A 20,769-nucleotide genomic window follows, 5' to 3' on the forward strand; every position below is an offset into this window, starting at 1 on the left:
CTTTCTACTTGCAACAAAGCAATAACAAGATATTTATTGTTTGTGGACCTAGTGGTGTAGGGAAAAAGACACTGTTATCAGAATTAGTTAAGATTCAAAAGTTTAACTTAGCCATTAATGTTTCTCATACCACTAGAGCTCCTAGAGATGGAGAAGAAGATGGTAAAGACTATTACTTCATAACTAAAGAAAAGTTTGAAGAATTAATTAAGAATGATGATTTCTTAGAACATGCTTATTTCTTTGGTCAATATTATGGAACTCACTCACAAACTTTAGAAAATTTAATAAATGAAGGAAAGAATGTTATCCTAGAGATTGAAACTGATGGTTTCAATCAATTGAAGAGCAAACTCAATGGTTTTGTCTCTATCTTCATCTATCCTCCATCTATGGATAACCTAAAGACTAGACTGGAGGGGAGAGAAACAGAGGAAGATCAAGAAATTAGAACTAGACTAGAGAAGGGAGAAAAAGAAATGGAGGAAATCTCCCAATTTCAATACAAAGTCTTAAATGACTCTATTGAAAGAAGTCTCTCTGAACTGGTTGGGATATTCAATAAAGAGCTAGGGTTGGTAGAAAAGTAAATAGATAGTTTTAGTTAGTTCTTAGTTAGATATAACTAGCTTTTAATGCAGAAAAGTAGTATGACACCAGAGATAAAAGTGGTCTATTCAGATCTAGACGGAACACTCTTATCCCCCAAGAAACATTCTTGAAAGAAAGTAAAGACCTATACTCTCTCTACCTTAAGTGTCTTTCTAGAGAATTCCAGTAACCACTTCATATTAGCTACCGGTAGAAATCTTGCAAGAACTAAATCTATCTCTAATTGATTAGAGAATAGGTTAGGTGGTTACAAAATACCTTATCTTATCTGTTTAAATGGTGGGTTACTCTTTGACAACAGAGAAGGAAAGATAATACACACTCAAACCTTTAAGTGTTCTCAATTACTTAAATTACTTAGTTTCCTGAGAAGACACTACTTTCTGGTCTATTTCATAGTTGATTCTTCTAATCAATTATTTGTAGAAAATAATTGGATCTCAAGAGTATTTGCAAGAAAGTTTGCAAAGAAATACAATGCCACTATTAAGTTCAATACTCCTGAGAACTATAAGAATGGTTGAGAAGGTATTCAAAAGGTATTATTCTTTACCTTTCATAAGAACTCCTCAAAGTTGAGAATCTTAATTGAAACTCAGTTTTCTGAGTTTTATGTTTCTATTCATGGAGATTGACTCTTAGAGGTAATAGATAGAAAGGTAAATAAATTCTTTGCTATTCAGAGAATTAATGAGATAGAAGGTTGAGAGCTAGAAGAGTGTTGTGCTATTGGGAATGAACACAATGATTTGATGATGATTGAAAAATGTGGTTTTGGGGTTGCAGTCGATTTCTCTCCTGAACACACAACCTTCAACTATGACAACACTCTCATTAACTTCAATACCACTAATAAATATGGGTTAGCGGTAGCTAATGTTATTAATCACCTTACTTAATTACCTTGAAGAGCAAGGGGCTAATAGTCTGTGGAAGTAATAGTCAAGAGTCCAAGAGTCTCACTTTAGCAAAACAGCTCTCTGAAGGCCTTTCTATCCCCACTTTTTATCTCAATTCTTCAGATGAGATTCCCTTACTCAATAATGAAATAATTGCAAGCAGTGAGTTCCCCCCAACCATTAATTGGTTAGTTGAGAAGATACAAGAGACAAAGAGCTTAATACTTGTATTTCCTCAGTACAACTACAACTTTTCTGGTTTTTTCAAGAATGTCTTAGATTGATGTAGTCTTTCTTCTAGACGAATATTTCAATCCAAGAGATTAATACTAGTAGGAGTTAGTCAAACTTCAGCAAGAGAAGAAGAATTCAAAAAGATTATTACTTGAACTCTTGAATCTTTAGGGGCAACTGAAGTAACTCTTTTTAATTTCCTTCCTGAATCTCAAGTAGAGGAATTAATTAGCCAAATTCAAGAATATGTCTAGTAGTATTCAGGCCTATAATAGGCCTGCTAACTATATATATAACTTCAATTTTTCTTCAAACACTAATCCCAAGGATATCCCCTTAAGCTCTCTTTTCTCTAATAAAAAGTTTTTACTAGCCACTCTCTCCCTTTTCGCACTCTCCCTCATATTCTTCAATCTCTATAGAAAAGCTGAAAGCGGAGAGCTAGAGCAACTCCTTTCTCCTTTATTTGGATTTAGAGCTCCCGCTAAGGGAGGAGAGGCAACAAAAGAATTATCTTTCCTACCTTACCAAAAAATTGTCTGAATTATTCTTGCCTCTCTGATTGCAGCAACTCTTTTAGCTATCTCAGGAAATATCTCTCAATCCTTATTACAGAACCCACTAGCTGACAGTTCCACCTTAGGAATGATGGATGGAGCTGCCTTTGGCTTAATTGCCTTAAAGGCTTTTTTAGGTTCTAGTATTGGGAATTTCTACTGAACTCACTTTGTAGTCTCTTTCTTCTTTTCCTTTATTGTTTTTTCTTTAATTCTCTTTCTCTTTAATAGAAAGCCTGCATGAGAGAGACACAATCTCTGTGCAACGCTAATACTCTTTGGGTTAGTACTGAATATCTTTTTCAGAACAGCTATTCACTTAATTAAGGAATACAGTGCGGTGTCTTTGACGACCTCATTCGCCTTAGCTATTGGAGGGGCTGAAAACATTTATGAGTTATTTCCCCATCAATTCTCTCTTATTCAAATAGCCTTTCCAATTGCAATAGTTCTACTCTTTTCAGTGAGATTATTGGCAAAGAATTTAAATCTAGCAGAGTTAGGTTTTGACCAAGCTCACTCTCTGGGAGTAAATATAAAGCTATTACAGTTTTTTGGCTATCTGATTATCTTGTGTTGTAATACCTTAACTATTAACTTAGTCGGGAATATAGCCTTTCTAGGTCTTATTAGTACCCATATAGCTAGAAAGGTACTAGGAACAAGAAAGTATGAGAGCATCATTCCTGTTTCCTGCATGGTCTCTATTTGTTTATTGCTTTCAGCAATAACTATTAACTCTTTTCTTCCTTATATCTCTAGCTCTAACTTAATAGTTGCTTTAGGAGCCACTTTTCTTCTCTTTTTGAACAAAAAGTAGTGAACTCTCTTTTCCTTTCTTTCTACTCAGCCTAATTGAGCAGAGCTAATACTCTGCAAATAAGGGCCCAAAATGAGCCCTCTAAATGAATATGTTTAACACTTGTTCTACTATCTGCTTCTTTTTGTACTCTCTTTACCTTTAACTGGAGATATGACTTCTCTTACAAGGCCTTAAATCCTAGGTTATGACAGTATTTCTTGGCAATATTCAGTGGAGGTGCTTTGGGGGTTGCAGGATTAATGCTACAGAAGTTAACCAAAAATCCTTTAGCAGATATCTCTCTTTTGGGAATAGGCTCTCTAAACATTATTGCCATAAGTATCTTTATATATCTAAGTTTTGATGGAGAGAAAACTTCCCTTCCATTCTTAAAAGCTGTATTACCAATAATCTCTTTACTAGCTTCCTTAGCCGGTACGGCAATAGTCTATTGACTAACTAAGAAAAAGAAAACTTCTAAGTCATTTGTAATTTCTGGCATTGCCTTTCAGTTTCTCTGTGAGGCTATTAGTGTTTCTATTCTTAGCTTCATCAAGAGTAACAAAGAGAATGCTCAACAAATATTTGTTGAGATCTCTAACTATAGCTATGGAAAGTTTCCAAATATTAGTGAAGTCTCTCTCTTTCCGGAGTGAAGAATAACTACTATAGTTTCTTTCTTACTTATTGCAGTTATTGCAATAGCAATATGAGTATTTAGAAGAGAGTTAGAGTTGATGGAGATAGGAGAGGATTATGCAACTTCTCAGGGTATCCAAGTAAAGAAGTTAAGAATTATTCTCTTTACTGCTATTGCTTTATTGGCAGGAATAGAGAGTGCTTTAGTTGGAACTATTTCTTTGTTGGGAATAATAGCTCCACATATTTCTAAGTTCTTATTTGGAAATAAAGCCTCTTCCAATGTAATAGCTAGTTTTATTATTGGAGCTTTATTGGTTGTCTTGGCTACTTTCTTCTCCGTAAATCTCTCTCAGAATGTTCCTATTGGAATATTCTCTACAGCCCTAATAACTCCAATATTTTTGTTCTTATTACTTAAGAATAAAAACCTATAGTGAAGTTCCTAGCCCTTTCTATCTGTACCTTAGGCTGTATAGCCTCTGGAATTGGAATTAATCACATTAATAGTCAGATATCTACTAAGTTTGAGGAGATAAAGGGAGATGAGTTTGTGAAAACCAAAGAAGAGTCTAGTAGCTATCCTACTTATGGCCCTTGGAGCTTGATCTACTCCTCAGGAAGTGTTTCTTTTTTGAGGGAGTTACTAGCTCAAATTAGATTGAGTTCTGAAGCTGGGAAATTAGTTAATGAAGTTCCAGCAACCAATTCTTTTGGGGCGATGATGTGAACATCTGAGACTTATCTCCCAAATATTAGGAATTGAATGGTTACTTTCTTTAAGAAATTAAGTTGAAAGGATTTTGTTACTCCAGAGAATGTTCCCGCGACAGTTCAAACGCAAAATCAAGACATTTCAAAGAATTTCCAATCCTTCAAAACCAAGTTCTTTAGCTTTAATAGTTGAGTAGAACTAGGAGTTATTGGAGTAGTAGTAGAGGCTATTTTCACACTCTCTCTACTCTCTTCACTAGTTGCGATAGTTCTAGATAAACAACTAAAGAGAAAAGAAAAGATTAAGCGAACTCTCTACTACTTATGTACTAACTTAGTAGGTTGGTTAATTAGAGATAAGTTACTAAAGAAAGCTAAGAAGGCACAAGAAGATAGTTACCAACTACTTGGACCTAATAGAGGTATTGTCTTATCTAACTTTAGCTTCGCACAAGGGAATTACCAAATACTAAAGGAAGTTAATTTAAGACTACAAAAGAATGAGTTCTATGCAATAATAGGGCCTAATGGAGCAGGAAAAACTACCTTGTTAAAGAATATAGGGGGAATATTAGAGGGTGGTAGAGGAAAGATAGTACTAGGAGGAAAGCATCTTAAGTCTATTTCTAGAAAGGATTTCTGAAAGAAAGTTGTTTATATCCCCCAAGAGTTGGAGTTACAACCAGACACTCCTGTATATGATTTCCTTCTTTATTCAAGATTTATCTTTCTCAAGAGAACTCAGAGAGCTACTCCTGAAGATCACTTAAAGGTATTAGAGGCAATGAAGAAGTGTGGTCTAGAAGACTTTAGATACTCTAGAATGGGTGAGCTATCCGGAGGACAAAGACAAAAGGTAATACTGGCAAGTATTATGGTCAAAGATGCAGAGCTTATTCTTCTAGATGAACCTACAACTCACTTAGATACAGAAAATAGACTCTTTTTAATCTCTTTCTTTAAAGAGTTAAAAGACTCTAGAAAGATTGTTATTGCTAACCTACACAATTTTGCAGAGATAGCACAATTATCTTCCAAGATAATTGCTATTAAAGATGGAGTGGTTAGGAGATTCTCTGAAACTAATAAGGTATTAGAGTCTCAGTTCTTAAATAAGCTATATGATCTTGAGCTTTCAGAGCAAAAGTGAGAGAGAATAATAAATGCCTCCTTACTTGGCTATTAAGCTCTATTTCTCTCTTCTCTGGAACAACTGAAAAGGTATATCATTTAAATTAAGTCTCAAGTGGGCTACTGTAGCTCACTGAACCATTATTGGTTTACTTGGAGTTTGACTCTCTCTTTACTTCTTAAGTAACTTACAACTACCTTCTTTTGGCTTTTTAGAGAGATGAAAGATCTTCTTTGCAGTAGTTATTGGATTATTCTTTTGTCTTAAGCTCTCCTTTCTTTCTAAGATCTCTCACTCTAACCTAAATGTCAGCAAGAGCTTTAAGTTTTGGTTTTGAGTAGAAGGGTTATTAAATCCAGCGGGATTGGTCTTAATGAAATATGCCATTTCTTCTCTACCCATTAAGACTTGAGAAGAAACAGATAACAATCCATTATTAAGTAGCTTCAAGACCCCTTTCCTAAAGTCTGCCTTTCCCGATATTTCTCTTTCTAGCTCTAAAAAATTACTAGTAATCTCTAATCTCTCCTTCTCCTATAAAGCTTTTTCTTCTCTAGTATTTAGAGCCTACAAGCTCTTTTCAAAGAGAGAACAACTTTCTAGACAATGAGCTAAATATCTCTCTAGCCAAGAGAAAGATAAGTTACTTAGCTCTATTAACTTGAGTTTGATGTCTCAAAGATTCGTTGCTATAGTAGGAAGAAATGGTTCTGGAAAGAGCACTATAGCCAAGATAATTGTTAACTTACTGTCTAGTTATGAGGGTCAAGTGTATTGAATAGGAAAGAACTTACAAGATATCTCTGTCAAGTCTTTTGCTAGGAATGTAGCTTACATTCCTCAGCACTCTATTATGTATCAAGATATCTCTTTAGTTGATTTCATTTCAATAGGATTTGCACCTAGTGAAGGGTTAATAGGTTCCAAACTCTCTAAAGAAGAGAAAAAGAAAAGAATTTACACCATTATTAAAGAATTAGGGCTAGAGAAAGAGGCCGGAAAGCCCCTACATTCTTTATCTGGAGGTAATAGACAAAAAGCAATAATAGCGAGAGCTATTGCTCAAGGAACTAGCATTATTGTCTTGGATGAACCTCTTAACTTCTTAGATATAAAGAGTAGGTTGATGGTACTAGACTACTTGAAATTCCTGCAAACTAATAAAGGTGTAACTATTATCATGATTCATCATGATATAGAACAGATAAGAGAATATCTAGATGAGGTTGTAGTAATTGATCAAGGGTTTCTGGAAGGCCACTATAGTTTGAGTTCTGGCTCTGAGTTACCTTTTTAATATATGTTCCGTATTTAGATGATCTGAAAAAAGTTACTACTAGAACTAGTTGCTTTCAGTGGTTTTGGCGGAGGAATAGGAGGTTGATTTAGTCGCTCGGGGGGGGGCATTGAAGTAGAAGAAGATAAGGATTCTTTACTTTTTAAGACTAAGAGTTCCTTACAGGTAAAACAAGCGGTAAGTAAGGATATAAATAAAAGTTCAGGTTTAGTAAAAGAGTTAAAAAATCCAGCTCTGGGAGTTTACAGGTGACAAAGTGAGGGAGTAAGCGAAGATATTCTCTTTGTTCAAGGATGAGGGGGTGCAGGAAGGCACAAAGTTATTGACAGTAAAAAACACTCCCAAGCAGAGAGGGAGTTATGAGGAGGAAAGAAAGTAACTTATAGCAACAGTTGATTTGGACCTAGACAAAATAGCGCTATATTAGAAAGTTTGGAAGAGACTCGAGAGAAGTTTTCAACATCTGAAAAGAGTCATTGAGAAAGAATACAAGATGCAGGAAAGTTTATTGAAGAGAAGGATATAAAGGGAATTCAGGATTTTTGAACTAGAAGAGATCGGTATTTTGAGGAAGATCTTTTTGGGTTGTACAACGGAAGAGGTTGGTGAGCAAAAAATTTTGGAACCACTGGAAAAGAACAATTGGTAGATTTGACCATTAATATAGAAGGTTTGAAAAAGATTCTCGGGAAAACAGAAGAAGAATTAAAAACGGGAAGATGAGAGTATGGAGAGTTATTTAATAATGCCAAGATCAGAATAGTTAGAGCTCTTGGGAATGTTGAGGAAGTTGGATTTAACTATTTGAAAAAATATTTGTGGGGAGAGGAACCGCGATTAAAGGTATTAGAAGAGAAAAACATCTTAAAAATCATTGAGGATTTAATCACTGGGGAAGGAAAAGTTGGTTACAAGTGTGAGACTGGAGGCAATGAGAAGATTTTCCCAGAGTGCGGGGAAAGTAAAAAATTTGAAAATGGAGTGACACTCAAGAAAGTCATTAAAAGTTCTTGAGAGAGCAGTGGAAAACTACCTGTGCCTGTCTGAAGCAGACAAGGCGGGTGGAGGAACATGGAGACATTAAGTTCAGGAGAAGAACGACAATTTGTAAATGAGAACCAAATTGAAAATTCGTCAATAGTTGTTGAAGGTTGCGAGAAACAAGTAAGTTGGCTTTATATGTGAAGAGTGGCTGGAAATCAGATCCGAAGAAAAATTTGCCAAGAAATTATGGATCCTTGATTTGAGCATACGGTAAGAGACAAAAGATTATGTTTGATAGAAGTAAAAGACCATTCTTACCTGCTTAGATTGCAAACCTATCTAAAAGTAATAAATATTCCAACTTGAATGAATAAGAATACCTTCTGAACTAAGTGTTCAAATTACGGGATTTAAGTGAATAATTTATTTAAATGATCTGAAAAAAGTTACTACTAGAACTAGTTGCTTTCAGTGGTTTTGGAGGAGGAATAGGAGGTTGATTTAGTCGCTCGGGGGGGGCATTGAAGTAGAAGAAGATAAGGATTCTTTACTTTTTAAGACTAAGAGTTCCTTACAGGTAAAACAAACAGTAAGTAAAGACATAAATCAAAAAGCAGGTTTAGTCAAAGAACTAGACTACACCACTTTAGGGATTTATAGATGACAAAGTGAAGGGGTGAGTGAAGATATTCTCTTTGTTAAGGGCTGGGATCATGCAGGCAAACATAGAACTATTGAAAGCAAAAAACATTCTCAAGCTGAGAGAGAATTGTGGGGTGGAAAAAAGGTAACTTACAGCAATAGCTGGTTCGGACCAAGAAAAACTAGTTTAGAGCTAGATAACTTAGAAAAGGTTAAGGAAGCAACTAAAACAAGTCAAAAAAATTATTGAACTGAGATACAACGATCTGGTGAGTTTATAACCCAACAAGATCTCATTGAATTACAAAAGTTCTGAGAAAAAAGAGATAAAGGGCTAGAAGAAGATATCTTTGGGCTATATCACGGATGAGACTGGTGAGCAGAGAGATTCGGACAAAAGAATGGCAAAGTGGATCTTGAATTTGATCTTTCAAAACTCAAAGAGATGCTAGGTAAATCTGAAAATGAACTCAGAGATAATCCTTGAAATTATGGCAAACTCTTTAAAAATCCTAAATTAGCACTAGCTAGACTGGCTGGTGATGTTGAAGTAATAGCCTTCAATTACCTTAAAAAATATGTTTGGCCTAATGCCGATTCAGTCAAGAATCTCAAAGAAAAAAACATTCTCCCAGCAATCTTCGCTCTTCTTACTGGCGGAGAAGAAACTGGTTTCACTTGTGGCTCTCAAACATCTCATCAAAGTAAATATTTTGGAGAGTGTCAATCAGATAAAAGGAGTCAAGAAGGTTGAAGAGTTAAGAAAGTGCTGAAATCCACTTATCAAAATAGCGGTGGTTTTTGAGTGCCAAAACATGGAGGTGGTCCTGGCTGGAACACGCAAGAAAACTTAAAAACAAGAGATAAATCCCAAATATTAAATATGGAAAATGTTTCTAGTACGGGATTATTGGATGAGAAATGCGAAGATGCGGTTGCTTGGTATATGTCTTGAAGTGACACAACTAATCCTGTAAGGCGAGAAGTCTGCGACAGAATCATCAGACCTTGATTTGGAGACCGAGTAAACGATAAAAGACTTTGCCTAATAGAAGTAGACAACTTTTCTTACCACCTAAGATTTCAGACTTATCTACAAGTAATTCAAATTCCAACTTGAATGAATAAGAATACTTTCTGAACTAAATGTTCTAACTACAGGATCTAGTTTCTCAGTAAAGAAAAACTCTTATTAATGTCCTAAAGAAGAATCACAACTTTTTCACTTTTCTGGAGAATCACTTAGTTGTTCCAAGCAGATTGGAGTTGTTTTATCAGCATTAACACTGCTTCTTGAATAAAGAACTAATGTATTTTTTGATAGCTCAATACTTGAGCAAATAGAACTACCAGTATCTCCTTTGCACTTGGAGTTATAAGGGGTCTGTAAAGCTCCATAGTAAGAGAATTGATCACTTCAACCTGAAGTATTGAAGACAAAATCTTCTTCTCCTACAAAGTTCGGTTGAGTTCCTTGAATTCCTTCAGCTCCCTTATAACCTCTTCATTTCTTTTGAGCTCAGTGAGATTTTGAGTTATCTTCTGGCAATTTTCGACTTTCGTTAGAAGTACTTAATCCATCTATTTCTTGTAACTCGTTATTTTCTTTAAATAGATATCAAATTTCTTGATCTATCGACTCTTTTACCTCGCCAGAATCAGGACAAATAATAATTTTTTGTGTTTGATTTTGACTAGTTAGAAGAACCTTACAGTTTTTAGTTACTGTAGTTTTTGCTGGCTCTGATTTAGATTGTTCTACTGAACTGGATGAGGTTCTGGTTCCTGCAACAATTCCTCCAGTTATTCCACCAGTAACTCCTAAAGTGGTACCGGCAATTAAGAATTGTTTCAATAAACCTGTAATAACCATAACTAGCTCAGTAATTTTAAAATTTTAGGGAATTTTGTCAATAAGTAATATGTCCACTGATAAGAAAGCCATTAATCAAGTCTTTGATCAAATGTGAGAAGAAATTGTAGCTCTTAGAGGTTCAGCAGATAGTATTAACTACAAATTACCAGTACTATACCTTTTCTTCTTAAAGTACTTGGATGATAAGTTTCACGAAAGAAGAAAGGTAATAGAAGAAACTATAGGGTCTAGACATATTGACAACCCAACTTTCTATACCGGAGAAGGAGTTCCCTATCTCCACAAAGAATCTAGATGGGAAGAGGTAAGAGAAAAAGAGGGAAATATATTAGTTAATTTAGATCAAGCTTTTGCATATATAGAGGAGGCCAATCTTAAAACATTCAAGGATGTATTTAAAAAAGACTGCTTTACCTCTAAAGATATAGGACTAGATCCTATTAATGTGAAGTCATTAATGGATGTAATTGTTAATACTGATAGTGCTGGAGAAGGAGACTTTTTAGGTAAAGCCTATCAATACTTATTAAATAAGTTCGCTATTAAAGGAGATGGAAATAGTGAGTTCTATACTCCACAATCAATTGTTAAGTTGATGGTTTCCTTAATAGAACCTTTTGAAGGAAATATCTATGATCCTTGTTGTGGTTCTGGAGGTATGTTTGTTCAAACTACAGAGATGGTTAAGAATATTCAATTTGGGAAACAAAAGATAAGCATATATGGACAAGAATTATCTAAGTCCACGTATGGTCTTTGCAAAATGAATCTTGCAATGAGAGGAATAATAGATGCAGAATTAGGAGAGCCAAAATGCACCCTGAAACATGATCAACATCCAACTGTAAAGGTTGATTATGTCTTATCTAATCCACCTTTTAACTGAAGTAAGTGAAGAGAAGAAAATAGTCTAGTTGATGATCCTAGATGAGTGGGATATGATGTTCCACCAGCATCTAACGCCAATTATGCTTGGATACTGCATATATTAGATAAGCTCTCTCAAAATGGTGTAGCAGGAGTTCTACTAGCTAATAAATCTTTAGATGCGACAGGCAAAGAGGAAAAGATTAGAAAAAAGCTAATAGAAAGTGATCTGATAGAAGCAATTATTACCTTACCCAGAAAGACTTTCTATAACACAGATATTGCAGTAACTCTCTGAATAATTAATAGAAATAAAAAAGCCAGAGAGTTAAAGGAAGATAGAAAGTTAAGAGATAGAACTAATCAAATACTCTTTGTAGATGCAAGAGAATTAGGTTCTGTGTATGAAAAAAGCTTCGTGGAATTTACAGAAGAAGATATAGCTTTAATAACTAAAACCTTTCACTCTTGGAGATATGAAAACTATTCAGAGAAATATGAAGATAAAGATGGATTCTGCAAGAGTATCTCTCTAGAAGAGTTAAAGAGTATTAGCCCAGAATATTCTTTATTTCCAAACACCTATATTCCCTTTAAAGCTCCAGAGAATACTCATGACTGAAATGCAGAGATAATAGATTTAGCTCAGCAACTAACTCAATTATTTAAAGAAGAGAGTCAATTAAAGTCACAAGTTGAAGGAATTCTCGCTAACCCAACACATCACTCTCTGTAAAAAACAAAGCAAAATTTAATTAATAGGCTGTTTGTATGTTGGCTCTAAAACTTCTTTTTATTCCTATCGGGGGAAGCATTGTCGCTTTAAGTGGTGTTTCTTCTTTTTCTTCCTTAGATTGAGATCTCCCAAACACTTGAAGAGCAAGTAGTAAATCTAACTTTCCTTTATTTACTTGTAAACACATAGACACTAGAACAGAAAAATCACAATGAATTGAGTCAGAATTATTAGTTACTTTGAAATTTAAAAATGATGGTGATAGACATAATTTAAAAGACGATGTGCAATTGGAATTACAAGGTATAGGTTCTGTTATTTCTAGCTGAGGGACTCAAATCAAACATAACTTTAAGAGCAGAGAAGAAAATTTGCATGAAGGTGGCGTTGGTACTGGAGACGAGTCCAGATATGTATTAACCATTTTCACCACATCCAACAAAACTAGACTATCGGAGTTAGGTGGTGGACATGATAGTTATGTATACGGAGATGAAATTGATTGCAATAAAACTTTGTTTGCATTTTCAAGACCAGACACCACTCAAACAGAGCAACACCTAAAAAATGTCAAGTTTTTTTTAAGTAACTGCGCAAACAATAAAACTAGTGGTCGCCTTGAGTGTCAAATAAAAATTGAATCCAATAAAGGATTAGAGTGAAGACAAGAGTTTAAACCGATAGTAATTAGCTAATTTAGTTACTAACTTATTGTTTGATTGTTTTTAAAGAACTTATTTTTTAGTTAGATCGTACAAGCTCTCTCCCCCCCTGCACAACTGAAACTCAATATAAATAAGACTTTCAAATTACCAGTAATAGTTAATTCTTTATTAAAAATTATTGATACTTGTAAAAACTATCTAAAAATTAGAGATTAAATTCTGAAAATTTGAAGTAGAAGGTTGTCCAAAAAGACTTGTCGATGAGATCAGAAAAGACTGTTGGTGTTTTAGGAGATTACATAGAAAGAGTCAAAGAAGTAATACCTTACAACAAAGAAATACCTGTTAAGGGATTAAGTGTTGACAAGAAATTTATAGAAACTAATATTGCAAATTTAGATGGAATAGTAGTTCCCTTTCAACTAGTAAAGAAAGGTCAGTTTGCTTACGCTCCAGTCACTTCTAGAAATGGAGACAAACTTTCACTAGCTTTTAATAGCAGTTGAGAACAGATCCAAATCTCAACTACTTATATGGTCTTTCAAGTAATTAAACCCGATCTATTGAATTGTCTTTATTTAGAGTTGTTTTTTAAACAATCTTGAATTGACAAGATTGCTAGATACGCCTCTACAGGCACTGTTAGAGAGACTTTATCTTTTGAGAGCTTTTTTAGATTTCCGATTGTTGCTCCAAACTTGGAGGTTCAAGAAAAGATTGTCAACAAATATCAAACAGTAACTAAATATATAGAAGTCAAGAAAAGAATTAATGAATTACTTGAGCGAAAGATGAAAGCTTACTTCCATATATTGTTTGATGATTTAAAGGATTATGAAATGAAAAGTTTTGGAGAGCTGTTCACAATTATTCGAGGGGGTCAGCCGCCGAAATTCAATAAATATTTAAAAGAACTTTATTTTTGTAAAGAGGGAGGGATTCCATGGCTAAAAGTAGAAGACATATCAGAATACAAATTTGTTAATCATACTTCTGAGCAATTAACGCAAGAAGGATTTAAAAAAGAGGGTTGTAAATTGATTACTCCAAAAGATTTAATTTTCATTCGTAGTGCTGGTAGAGAAAGGGCAGGAAATGTCTACATTATTTCGCATAACTTAACAATTAATGAAAGCTTTTGAACTTTATCAAATAATCTACTTGTTGGGGGGGGCATCAATATAGACTGCCTATAACTTTTGCTTATTTTTTGGTTCAGGAAAATATTGTCACATTAAAAAAGAAGACTGCAAGCTCAACTTCTTCAATCTCTTTTAGTATGGAAAGATTTAAAGCTTTCAAAGTCAAAATACCAAAAAATAAAGAATTAATAGATAAATTCAATAATTTCTGTGAACCTATCTTTGAGTTACAAAAAAGTAATGAACAAATTATTCAAAAATTTTTGAGATTACAAAAATGTTGAGTTGAAAGTTTAGATTAACTGTTTTTTTAACTGTTACAGAGAGCTTTATTTCGGTTTCTGAGTAATAAAAAAATTTAAAAATTCATCCTTTTTGTCATTTTTCGCTAATAAATGTATAAACAATTGTTGGCCATGGAGGACAATACTTTTCTAGTTACTTATATTTCTCCTTTATTTTCGGAAAAAGGAGAGAGAACCATTAATGAATGTTTTAGAAAAGAAATGGCAAAAGCAGATGGAGTGGAGATATCTGTGGCATATTGCGGTTACAACTCACTAAAAGAAATGGACAGATTAGTCAAGAAAGGAAATATTAAATACATTTGTTTAATTCTTGGAATGTACTACTTTATTGGTCTTCAGGACACGTTTTATAAATTGGTTATGCAAATTCACACAAAGTGACAAAAGAAAGGAGTAGGAGAAATAAGACTAGTGGATTTTTTTAAACATCACGACAAAATTTATTGTTTTTATAAAGATGGAAAGATCTCTTCCACAATAATTGGATCGCCCAATTTAAGCTTCTTAATCAAAAATAATAAAAATCGAAAACCCAGACAACATGAATTAGGAGAATTAATTGACAAACCCTCTTCATTGAAACGTCATAAAGAGTACATGGAGAAGTTGAAATCAGATAGATTTTCAAAAAATATGACTTTTCTAGAAAGGTATAAAAATGTTGTTGTTAAAGAAGAGGTAGATGAAAAAAATGAAATAGTCAAAAAAACTAAAATTACTTACACCAAAAATTACTAAAGCATGATCACTTTTGAGGAATTAGAGCAATTAGAACAATCAGAAGGTTTAAGAACCATTACTATCCCTTTGATTGTTCCAACAGAACAAGAAATTACTGATAATGCTGATTTAGATTTATCATTCTCACCCTTAAATGCTTGTTATAGTAAGCCAATCATTAATGAAAAAACTGGAAAAAAGCAAAGTTGGCTTGAAGTGAGATTAACTGTTGAAGGTGAAGATAATTTACCTTCTAAGAAAGATTGGTTTTATTTAATGACTGATAGTGGATGATTAGAAAAAGCTTGCTTTTCGGGCAGGGGAAAGCGAGTTAAATGGTTGAATACTTTTAAAAATGAAATTATGATAGGTGGCTGAATCAAAGTTAGATTGGCAGAGTGTGAATTAATTGAAGAGTATGGATATCCATATGAGGATAAGGAAAAATCTGGAGTAATTACTAAAGAAACACTAGATGATTATGGCGGAGACAAGGTATATCTAAAGAAAACTACTAAGAAACACAAAGATGAAAAGGGAATTGAAAGAGATGTTTGATTTATTTCTTTCCCTTTTTTCCTTGATGACGAATAAATTAAAACTTCTTTTTTATTTATCTGTAATTTTTAATTTTTAGTATTTAGGTAAATCCAATTATTTAAGTTATTAGTTAACTGGAGAAAAAGTAGAACCGTAGAAATAAGATTAACAGATTCTTTTCAGTAACACAGGAAACTTTATTGTTTTTATAAAGATGATCGGCACCTTTCGACAATAAATTAATGGGCGTAAAGACAAATTAATATCTCAAATAATTTATTTGCATTTCTAGAAAAAATTAAATTTAATTAATAGGCTGTCTGTATGCTAGCTCTAAAACTTCTTTTTATTCCTATCGGGGGAAGCATTGTCGCTTTAAGTGGCGCCTCCTCCCTCTCTTCAATAGATTGAGATCCTAAAGATCTATGAAGAATAACCAAGAATAACAAGTTCTATTTATCTTCTTGTTTCAATAACCCATATGGCAACAGAATAAAATGAACTTACTCAGATTTTTCAATCTATTTAATTAGAAAAAGCTCAGAAGGCGCTATAGAAGAAAATACCCAACTTGAATTATGGGGTGAAGGACATTATAAAAAAATAAACAATGGCGTAGTTACTGAAACTCAAAATTATAAAAAGAATTTGCATTCAACATTAAGTGGTGATGGAGGCCAAACAACTGATTATAGAATAAGAAAATTTCCATCAGGTAAGGTTCAGTTGGGGGAAACTGGTGGCGGAACAGACTCTGAAAGATTCGGTGAAGATATAGATTGTAAAAATAATGTTTTTGATATATCGGGAGATATTACATCAACTAGTACAGAACTTGATTTAAATAAAGTCACTTTTACATTAAAAACTGACAGGAACAATAATACTTATAAGGGCTATACAGTTTTTTCAATAGAAATAGAAGATTCTAACCGCGGGAGCCAAAAAGTAACGTGAGCAAAAAACTTTAATCCTATAGTAATTGTTCCTTCGTAACTAACTCTTTAACTTTTTAATAATTAACAATTCCTAGAAATCTTTACAAACCTCTCTTTAATATCTATTAACTTCTTATCTGTTACTATTACTTAACTACTTTTATCATTCATCTTAGAAATAATCAACTCCCTTACCTTTCTCTTTTACCCTTTGGCTTAATAACTTAAAAATAATTCTTTAAATAGAATAATTTTCCATATGCATTTCAATAACTATAGTTAAAAGTTATGAAGTTTTTTAAGAGATTAGCTCTAAGACTCAAAGCCACTAAAAGAAGAATACTTAAAAGATTTAAGTTATTTCAATTACGAATTCTTGGATTCGTATATGCAATTAAGAGTGTTGTTGTTTCTTTATTCAATGTATTCATTCTTTTACCTTGTACCATTGTCTGAAAGATATTTAACTTCTTTGTTTGAAGACATGTAGTTAGGTTCTATAAGTGATTTGCTAAGAAAACATCCTTTCTTAGATGAAAGGTTTCTCCCTTCAATGTGTCTGAACCAGAAGGAGAAAGATATGCCTTATTTCTAGAGGTATTGGGGGGATGAAAGAATGTATTGGCCTTTAAATGCAAAGCTAAGAGTTGACATCTAAAGATAATGCACTCTTTTCTAATAGATTGAGAGAAGTTTCCACACTTTGGAATAGAGGTATTAGTGTGAGAATGACCTTATCTGAGTCTCTCCGTAGGTTCTTATTCTTGATGAATATATAAGAGACTAGAGAGAACTACTAAGATGCCTAAAAGAATCAAAAAGAATAAAGATCCCTTTTAGTTATTAAGAGAATAAAGAATTTCTGCATTATTGCACACATAGATCACGGGAAGTCAACTCTATCTGACAGAATAATAGAGCATTGTTTAGGTCTATCTCATTCCTCCATCTCCAGCTGCTTTCTAGACAGTATGGAATTAGAGAAAGAAAAAGGAATAACTATTAAGTTAGCTTCTATTAGGTTAAGTTGAAAGGATTGTTACCTCAATCTAATAGATACTCCAGGACATATAGATTTCTCTGCAGAAGTATTTAGAAGTCTAAAAGTATCTGAGTCAGCTTTATTGCTAGTAGATCTTACTAAGGGAGTACAAGCTCAAACAATCTCATTATTTAAGAAAGCTAAAAGAGAGAATCTAAAGATTATTCCTGTACTTAATAAGATTGACTCTCCTTTAGTTACTAAAGCTCAAACTGCACAGATAATTGAGAGCTTAGGGAAGGAACCCTTTGGGTTTAAAGAAGAAGAGTTTAAATACATCTCCGCCAAAACTGGACAAGGAGTTAAAGAATTACTTGACTATCTTGTAGAGACTATTCCAGATCCATCAAACCACAGATATCTTTCTCAGTTAAATATCCCCTTTATTCAAGAGAATAAGCTCTGTGCCTTGGTATTTGAAGCAGAATACAGTAACCAAAGAGGGACCATCTTAACTATCAGAGTATTCTCAGGAAAGCTATCTGTAGGTGAAGAGATCTATCTAGTTAAAGCTAAGGTAAAAACCAGAGTTAAGGGAATAGAGTTCTTAGTTCCTAAAGTAGAAAAAGCAGAGAGTATCTCTGCTGGAGAGGTAGGAAGAATATATCTCTTTCTATCGAAAGACTTGCAATTAGAGTCAGGAGAACACATATGTAACTATCCAGCACCCCCCAAGGATCAACTTGAATTGCTGCCTGAGACTAGTAGTATGAGCTCCTTTAAGGCTATGATTTTTAGTTTCATAGCTCCATATGAAGAAGCTCAAAGAGAACTGTTTATTAATAGTCTCTCTTCTTTGAAACTCTCAGATACTTCTTTTTCCTATAACTTTGTTAAGTCTTCGGCTTTGGGATTTGGAGCTAATATAGGGGCTTTAGGTCCTTTACATCTAGAAGTATTAGTTTCTAGACTGGAAAAAGAATACAGACTACAGTTAGTCAGTGGCCCAGCAACTATTGAATACAAAGCAGAACTAAAACAAGGAGGAGAGATTTTTTTCTCTTCTGCACTAGATCTACCAGAAAGAACTACTGTCTCACAATATCTAGAACCTTATATTCAACTAGATCTTTCTTTTCCTGCTAGTTGTGAAAAAGAGTTTATGGGCTATATCTCTACCAAAAGATCAGCTAGTTTACTAGCTATTAATAGAACTGATAAAGAGGTAGAAACTCAATATTTTCTTCCTTTATCAGAACTTAATTCTTCACTAATACATGCTTTGTTTGCCATTACTAAGGGATATATAGATTACAGTTACTCTCTAGCTGACTATGTTCCTCTTGCCTTAGTAAAGGTAACTATATGCATTAATAATCTAGAGTATCCAGAGTTAAGCTTCTTATCTGAGAGAGGTGAGGCTAGTACTAAAGCCAGAGATATACTCTTGAAACTAAAAAGTAGTCTATCAGCTCAACTATATGAACTAGCTTTGCAGGCCAAAATAGATGGAAAGATTATTGCTAGAGAGACTCTTAAGGCAATAGGTAAAGCTGTAGCAGCTAAGTGTTATGGGGGAGATATTACTAGAAAGAAGAAATTATGAGAAAAGCAAGCTCAGGGTAAAAAAAGACTAAAGCAAGAGTCTAAATTAAAGCTTCCCCACTCCTTCTTTAAGACCCTGATTTCTAGCCACAACTAATAAAATTAAATTCAATTTTTGTCGGCTTGTAAGGCTTTTTAAGTAGGAATTTAACTTTACTTTGAACAATAGATTATCTAATTTCAATCCACTAGAGGATCCTAGCTTTAACGCAGAAAGTTGTTATTCAGATAGATTACCTTTAGAGGAAAAGATAACTCAAACCATCTTATATCTCTCTAAGATAGATGAGGTACCTAATATAGAAAAGTTATTAAATGGTTTGAAGTTACAAAAAAGTAATATTCTTTCTCTTTATGACATCTTGTCTTCAGAAATAAAAAACAAGCTATTAGATCAATTGGAAGAACTATTTGAACTAAAGTTAAAGAGCTCTAAATTAGAAAGAAGCATGGATCAATTACTTTATGTAGTAAGAACTAATAATTTATTACCTAATAACTTAACTCAAGAACATTTACCTAAATCTAAGGAATACAGACAATTCTTAGCTTTGTATAGTGAGAATATGACTTTTCAACAAGAAATACTAAAAATAAAGAGTTCTGTTTCCTTATTACTAGATTCTCAAAGATTATTAGATAGAAATTTTGCTGTTCAGATGGCTCAAATAGACTATCAAATAATTTCTTTAGCTCGTATGTTGTCTAACTTAAATGAAGCTAAAAGAGAAGAAGTAGATTCCCTTTATTCCTCTAAGTTTGATAAAGTGGAAGGTTTAATTAAGGACATTACTGATAGAGAAGCAAAGTTCAATAAGTTGAGACTAACTATGAAATTAAATCCAGAAAACTTTATATACGATGGATTTAAAAAAGATATCTTGAATGATCTCAACTCCATAGAAAAGTAATTATTAGACCTCTTTGCTTGCAACCGCCTTACAGCCTATCCCTTTAGATACTCAAGGTTTCTCTTTACCAGTCAGCGAGACTTATTCAGATACTTATGTGGCCCCCCCCGCAATTACCTTAAAGGCTAGTCACAACGACTTAAAGAAGTACTATCTAAAGCTAAAGAGAAATTTAACTTTCTCTATAATATTTGCCCAACTATTTCTTATGGGATTTGCATGGTTTACCTTCAATGCTTGTTACAAGATTTGATCTTCTTCTTCTTCTTCTTCTTCTTCTTCTTGGTTAGTTGATATGAAATTTGAAAAAAGTATCTGAGTCGGGGGAAATTGAGCTAAGATTCCCTTCACTGTTGGTCTTGGAGCACTTCTTTGGGGTTGTGTAACTAATGTAGGGAGATTAGTTAAGAAGAGAAAGCAAGTTAAGTGAGAGTGTGAACTTTGTCAGTCTGGAAGACATCCTTCTTCTTTAACTCCAGGACTATGTCAAAGTATTTTTTCTCTCTTCGGTTGAAGAATTAACTGCTACTGAACAGGTTTTACTATTTCCGGACTTGCAGTTATTGCGGCTGTTTATACATATTTGACTAAGGGGTTTAGAAATGAGCCTAACGGGTGAAAAGTCGAGTTTACAAAATGAACTCAAGAAATGTTTAAGTGGGACGGAAAAGAAGAAGACAAAGCTCTTAGAGTAATTCTTGCTGTATTTCTATTTGGATTAGTAATTATCTTCATTTCTAATTTCCTAAGTAGACAACTAATTAAGAGATCTTTGAGTGTATTTAAGACTGATGAATCTAATATGCACCCAGAGCTGAAAGAAAAGGTATTCAGATTAAATAAGAGAGATAAGATAATCAGCACCATTATCCTTTGTGTTCTTGGATTAGGAATATTCATTATCTTTAAGAGATTAATAATTGCAGTTTTCAATAGAAGTTTCAATGTTTCTAGGTGGTAGGGAATA

The 20,769-nt window shown here is 33.6% G+C and carries 21 protein-coding genes; 20 read left to right on the plus strand and 1 reads right to left on the minus strand.

Annotated elements, in window-relative coordinates:
- The first annotated feature begins 8 nt into the window (after positions 1-8).
- From gmk to WEN_RS00930, 9 genes are all read left to right on the plus strand, one after another.
- Complete coding sequence (gmk, locus tag WEN_RS00890) at positions 9-590, plus strand: guanylate kinase (RefSeq protein WP_014849682.1); 582 nt, start codon at positions 9-11, stop codon at positions 588-590.
- A 45-nt stretch (positions 591-635) separates the two neighbouring features.
- A complete protein-coding gene (locus WEN_RS00895) occupies positions 636-1,511 on the plus strand; it encodes an HAD-IIB family hydrolase (RefSeq protein ID WP_043911269.1) in 876 nt (291 codons plus the stop codon).
- Positions 1,512-1,516: 5 nt separating this feature from the next.
- Positions 1,517-1,999 carry an NAD(P)H-dependent oxidoreductase gene (locus tag WEN_RS00900; RefSeq protein WP_014849684.1) on the plus strand — a complete coding sequence of 161 codons (483 nt, stop codon included), beginning with the start codon at positions 1,517-1,519 and terminating at the stop codon, positions 1,997-1,999.
- Entirely contained in the window at positions 1,992-3,122 is a 1,131-nt protein-coding gene (locus tag WEN_RS00905; RefSeq protein ID WP_014849685.1) for an iron chelate uptake ABC transporter family permease subunit, read from the plus strand. Before WEN_RS00900 ends, WEN_RS00905 begins: the two co-directional genes overlap by 8 nt.
- A 200-nt stretch (positions 3,123-3,322) precedes the next feature.
- Entirely contained in the window at positions 3,323-4,180 is an 858-nt protein-coding gene (locus WEN_RS00910; protein WP_238530700.1) for an iron ABC transporter permease, read from the plus strand.
- The gene (locus tag WEN_RS00915; protein WP_014849687.1) at positions 4,180-5,643 is read left to right on the plus strand and encodes an ABC transporter ATP-binding protein; all 1,464 of its coding nucleotides are present in this window, start codon (positions 4,180-4,182) and stop codon (positions 5,641-5,643) included. Before WEN_RS00910 ends, WEN_RS00915 begins: the two co-directional genes overlap by 1 nt.
- On the plus strand, positions 5,621-6,886 hold the full coding sequence (locus tag WEN_RS00920; protein WP_014849688.1) for an ABC transporter ATP-binding protein: 1,266 nt from the start codon (positions 5,621-5,623) through the stop codon (positions 6,884-6,886). The genes WEN_RS00915 and WEN_RS00920 overlap by 23 nt, the downstream gene beginning before the upstream one ends.
- A gap of 18 nt (positions 6,887-6,904) precedes the next feature.
- Complete coding sequence (locus tag WEN_RS00925; protein ID WP_014849689.1) at positions 6,905-8,284, plus strand: hypothetical protein; 1,380 nt, start codon at positions 6,905-6,907, stop codon at positions 8,282-8,284.
- A 262-nt stretch (positions 8,285-8,546) separates the two neighbouring features.
- The gene (locus WEN_RS00930; RefSeq protein ID WP_014849690.1) at positions 8,547-9,680 is read left to right on the plus strand and encodes a hypothetical protein; all 1,134 of its coding nucleotides are present in this window, start codon (positions 8,547-8,549) and stop codon (positions 9,678-9,680) included.
- A 24-nt stretch (positions 9,681-9,704) separates the two neighbouring features.
- On the opposite strand, the gene WEN_RS00935 is transcribed toward WEN_RS00930, so the two are convergent.
- Positions 9,705-10,385 carry a hypothetical protein gene (locus WEN_RS00935; RefSeq protein WP_014849691.1) on the minus strand — a complete coding sequence of 227 codons (681 nt, stop codon included), beginning with the start codon at positions 10,383-10,385 and terminating at the stop codon, positions 9,705-9,707.
- 49 nt (positions 10,386-10,434) lie between these two features.
- Here WEN_RS00935 and WEN_RS00940 point away from each other — a divergent pair, with 49 nt between their 5' ends.
- The 11 genes from WEN_RS00940 to WEN_RS00990 all read left to right on the plus strand — a co-directional run bounded on the left by WEN_RS00940 (position 10,435) and on the right by WEN_RS00990 (position 20,763).
- A complete protein-coding gene (locus WEN_RS00940) occupies positions 10,435-11,991 on the plus strand; it encodes a type I restriction-modification system subunit M (RefSeq protein ID WP_014849692.1) in 1,557 nt (518 codons plus the stop codon).
- Between the two features lie 35 nt (positions 11,992-12,026).
- A complete protein-coding gene (locus WEN_RS00945; protein WP_014849693.1) occupies positions 12,027-12,686 on the plus strand; it encodes a hypothetical protein in 660 nt (219 codons plus the stop codon).
- A 230-nt stretch (positions 12,687-12,916) separates the two neighbouring features.
- Complete coding sequence (locus tag WEN_RS03575; protein ID WP_014849694.1) at positions 12,917-13,852, plus strand: restriction endonuclease subunit S; 936 nt, start codon at positions 12,917-12,919, stop codon at positions 13,850-13,852.
- 83 nt (positions 13,853-13,935) lie between these two features.
- A complete protein-coding gene (locus tag WEN_RS00955) occupies positions 13,936-14,100 on the plus strand; it encodes a restriction endonuclease subunit S domain-containing protein (RefSeq protein WP_238530701.1) in 165 nt (54 codons plus the stop codon).
- 93 nt (positions 14,101-14,193) lie between these two features.
- Positions 14,194-14,844 (plus strand): restriction endonuclease PLD domain-containing protein, encoded by a 651-nt coding sequence (locus tag WEN_RS00960; protein WP_083838591.1) that lies wholly within the window; start codon positions 14,194-14,196, stop codon positions 14,842-14,844.
- Positions 14,845-14,847: 3 nt separating this feature from the next.
- Positions 14,848-15,420 (plus strand): NgoFVII family restriction endonuclease, encoded by a 573-nt coding sequence (locus WEN_RS00965; RefSeq protein ID WP_043911274.1) that lies wholly within the window; start codon positions 14,848-14,850, stop codon positions 15,418-15,420.
- Between the two features lie 270 nt (positions 15,421-15,690).
- Positions 15,691-16,362: a hypothetical protein gene (locus tag WEN_RS00970; RefSeq protein WP_014849696.1), complete on the plus strand. Its 672-nt coding sequence runs from the start codon at positions 15,691-15,693 to the stop codon at positions 16,360-16,362.
- A gap of 230 nt (positions 16,363-16,592) precedes the next feature.
- Positions 16,593-17,144 (plus strand): hypothetical protein, encoded by a 552-nt coding sequence (locus WEN_RS00975; RefSeq protein WP_014849697.1) that lies wholly within the window; start codon positions 16,593-16,595, stop codon positions 17,142-17,144.
- A gap of 2 nt (positions 17,145-17,146) precedes the next feature.
- The gene (locus tag WEN_RS00980) at positions 17,147-18,988 is read left to right on the plus strand and encodes a GTP-binding protein (protein WP_043911276.1); all 1,842 of its coding nucleotides are present in this window, start codon (positions 17,147-17,149) and stop codon (positions 18,986-18,988) included.
- Between the two features lie 61 nt (positions 18,989-19,049).
- On the plus strand, positions 19,050-19,802 hold the full coding sequence (locus tag WEN_RS00985) for a hypothetical protein (RefSeq protein WP_014849699.1): 753 nt from the start codon (positions 19,050-19,052) through the stop codon (positions 19,800-19,802).
- Between the two features lie 13 nt (positions 19,803-19,815).
- Positions 19,816-20,763 (plus strand): hypothetical protein, encoded by a 948-nt coding sequence (locus WEN_RS00990; RefSeq protein ID WP_014849700.1) that lies wholly within the window; start codon positions 19,816-19,818, stop codon positions 20,761-20,763.
- The last annotated feature ends 6 nt before the right edge of the window (positions 20,764-20,769 follow it).

The organism is Mycoplasma wenyonii str. Massachusetts (assembly GCF_000277795.1).
GTDB classification, from domain to species: domain Bacteria; phylum Bacillota_I; class Bacilli_A; order Mycoplasmatales; family Mycoplasmoidaceae; genus Eperythrozoon_A; species Eperythrozoon_A wenyonii.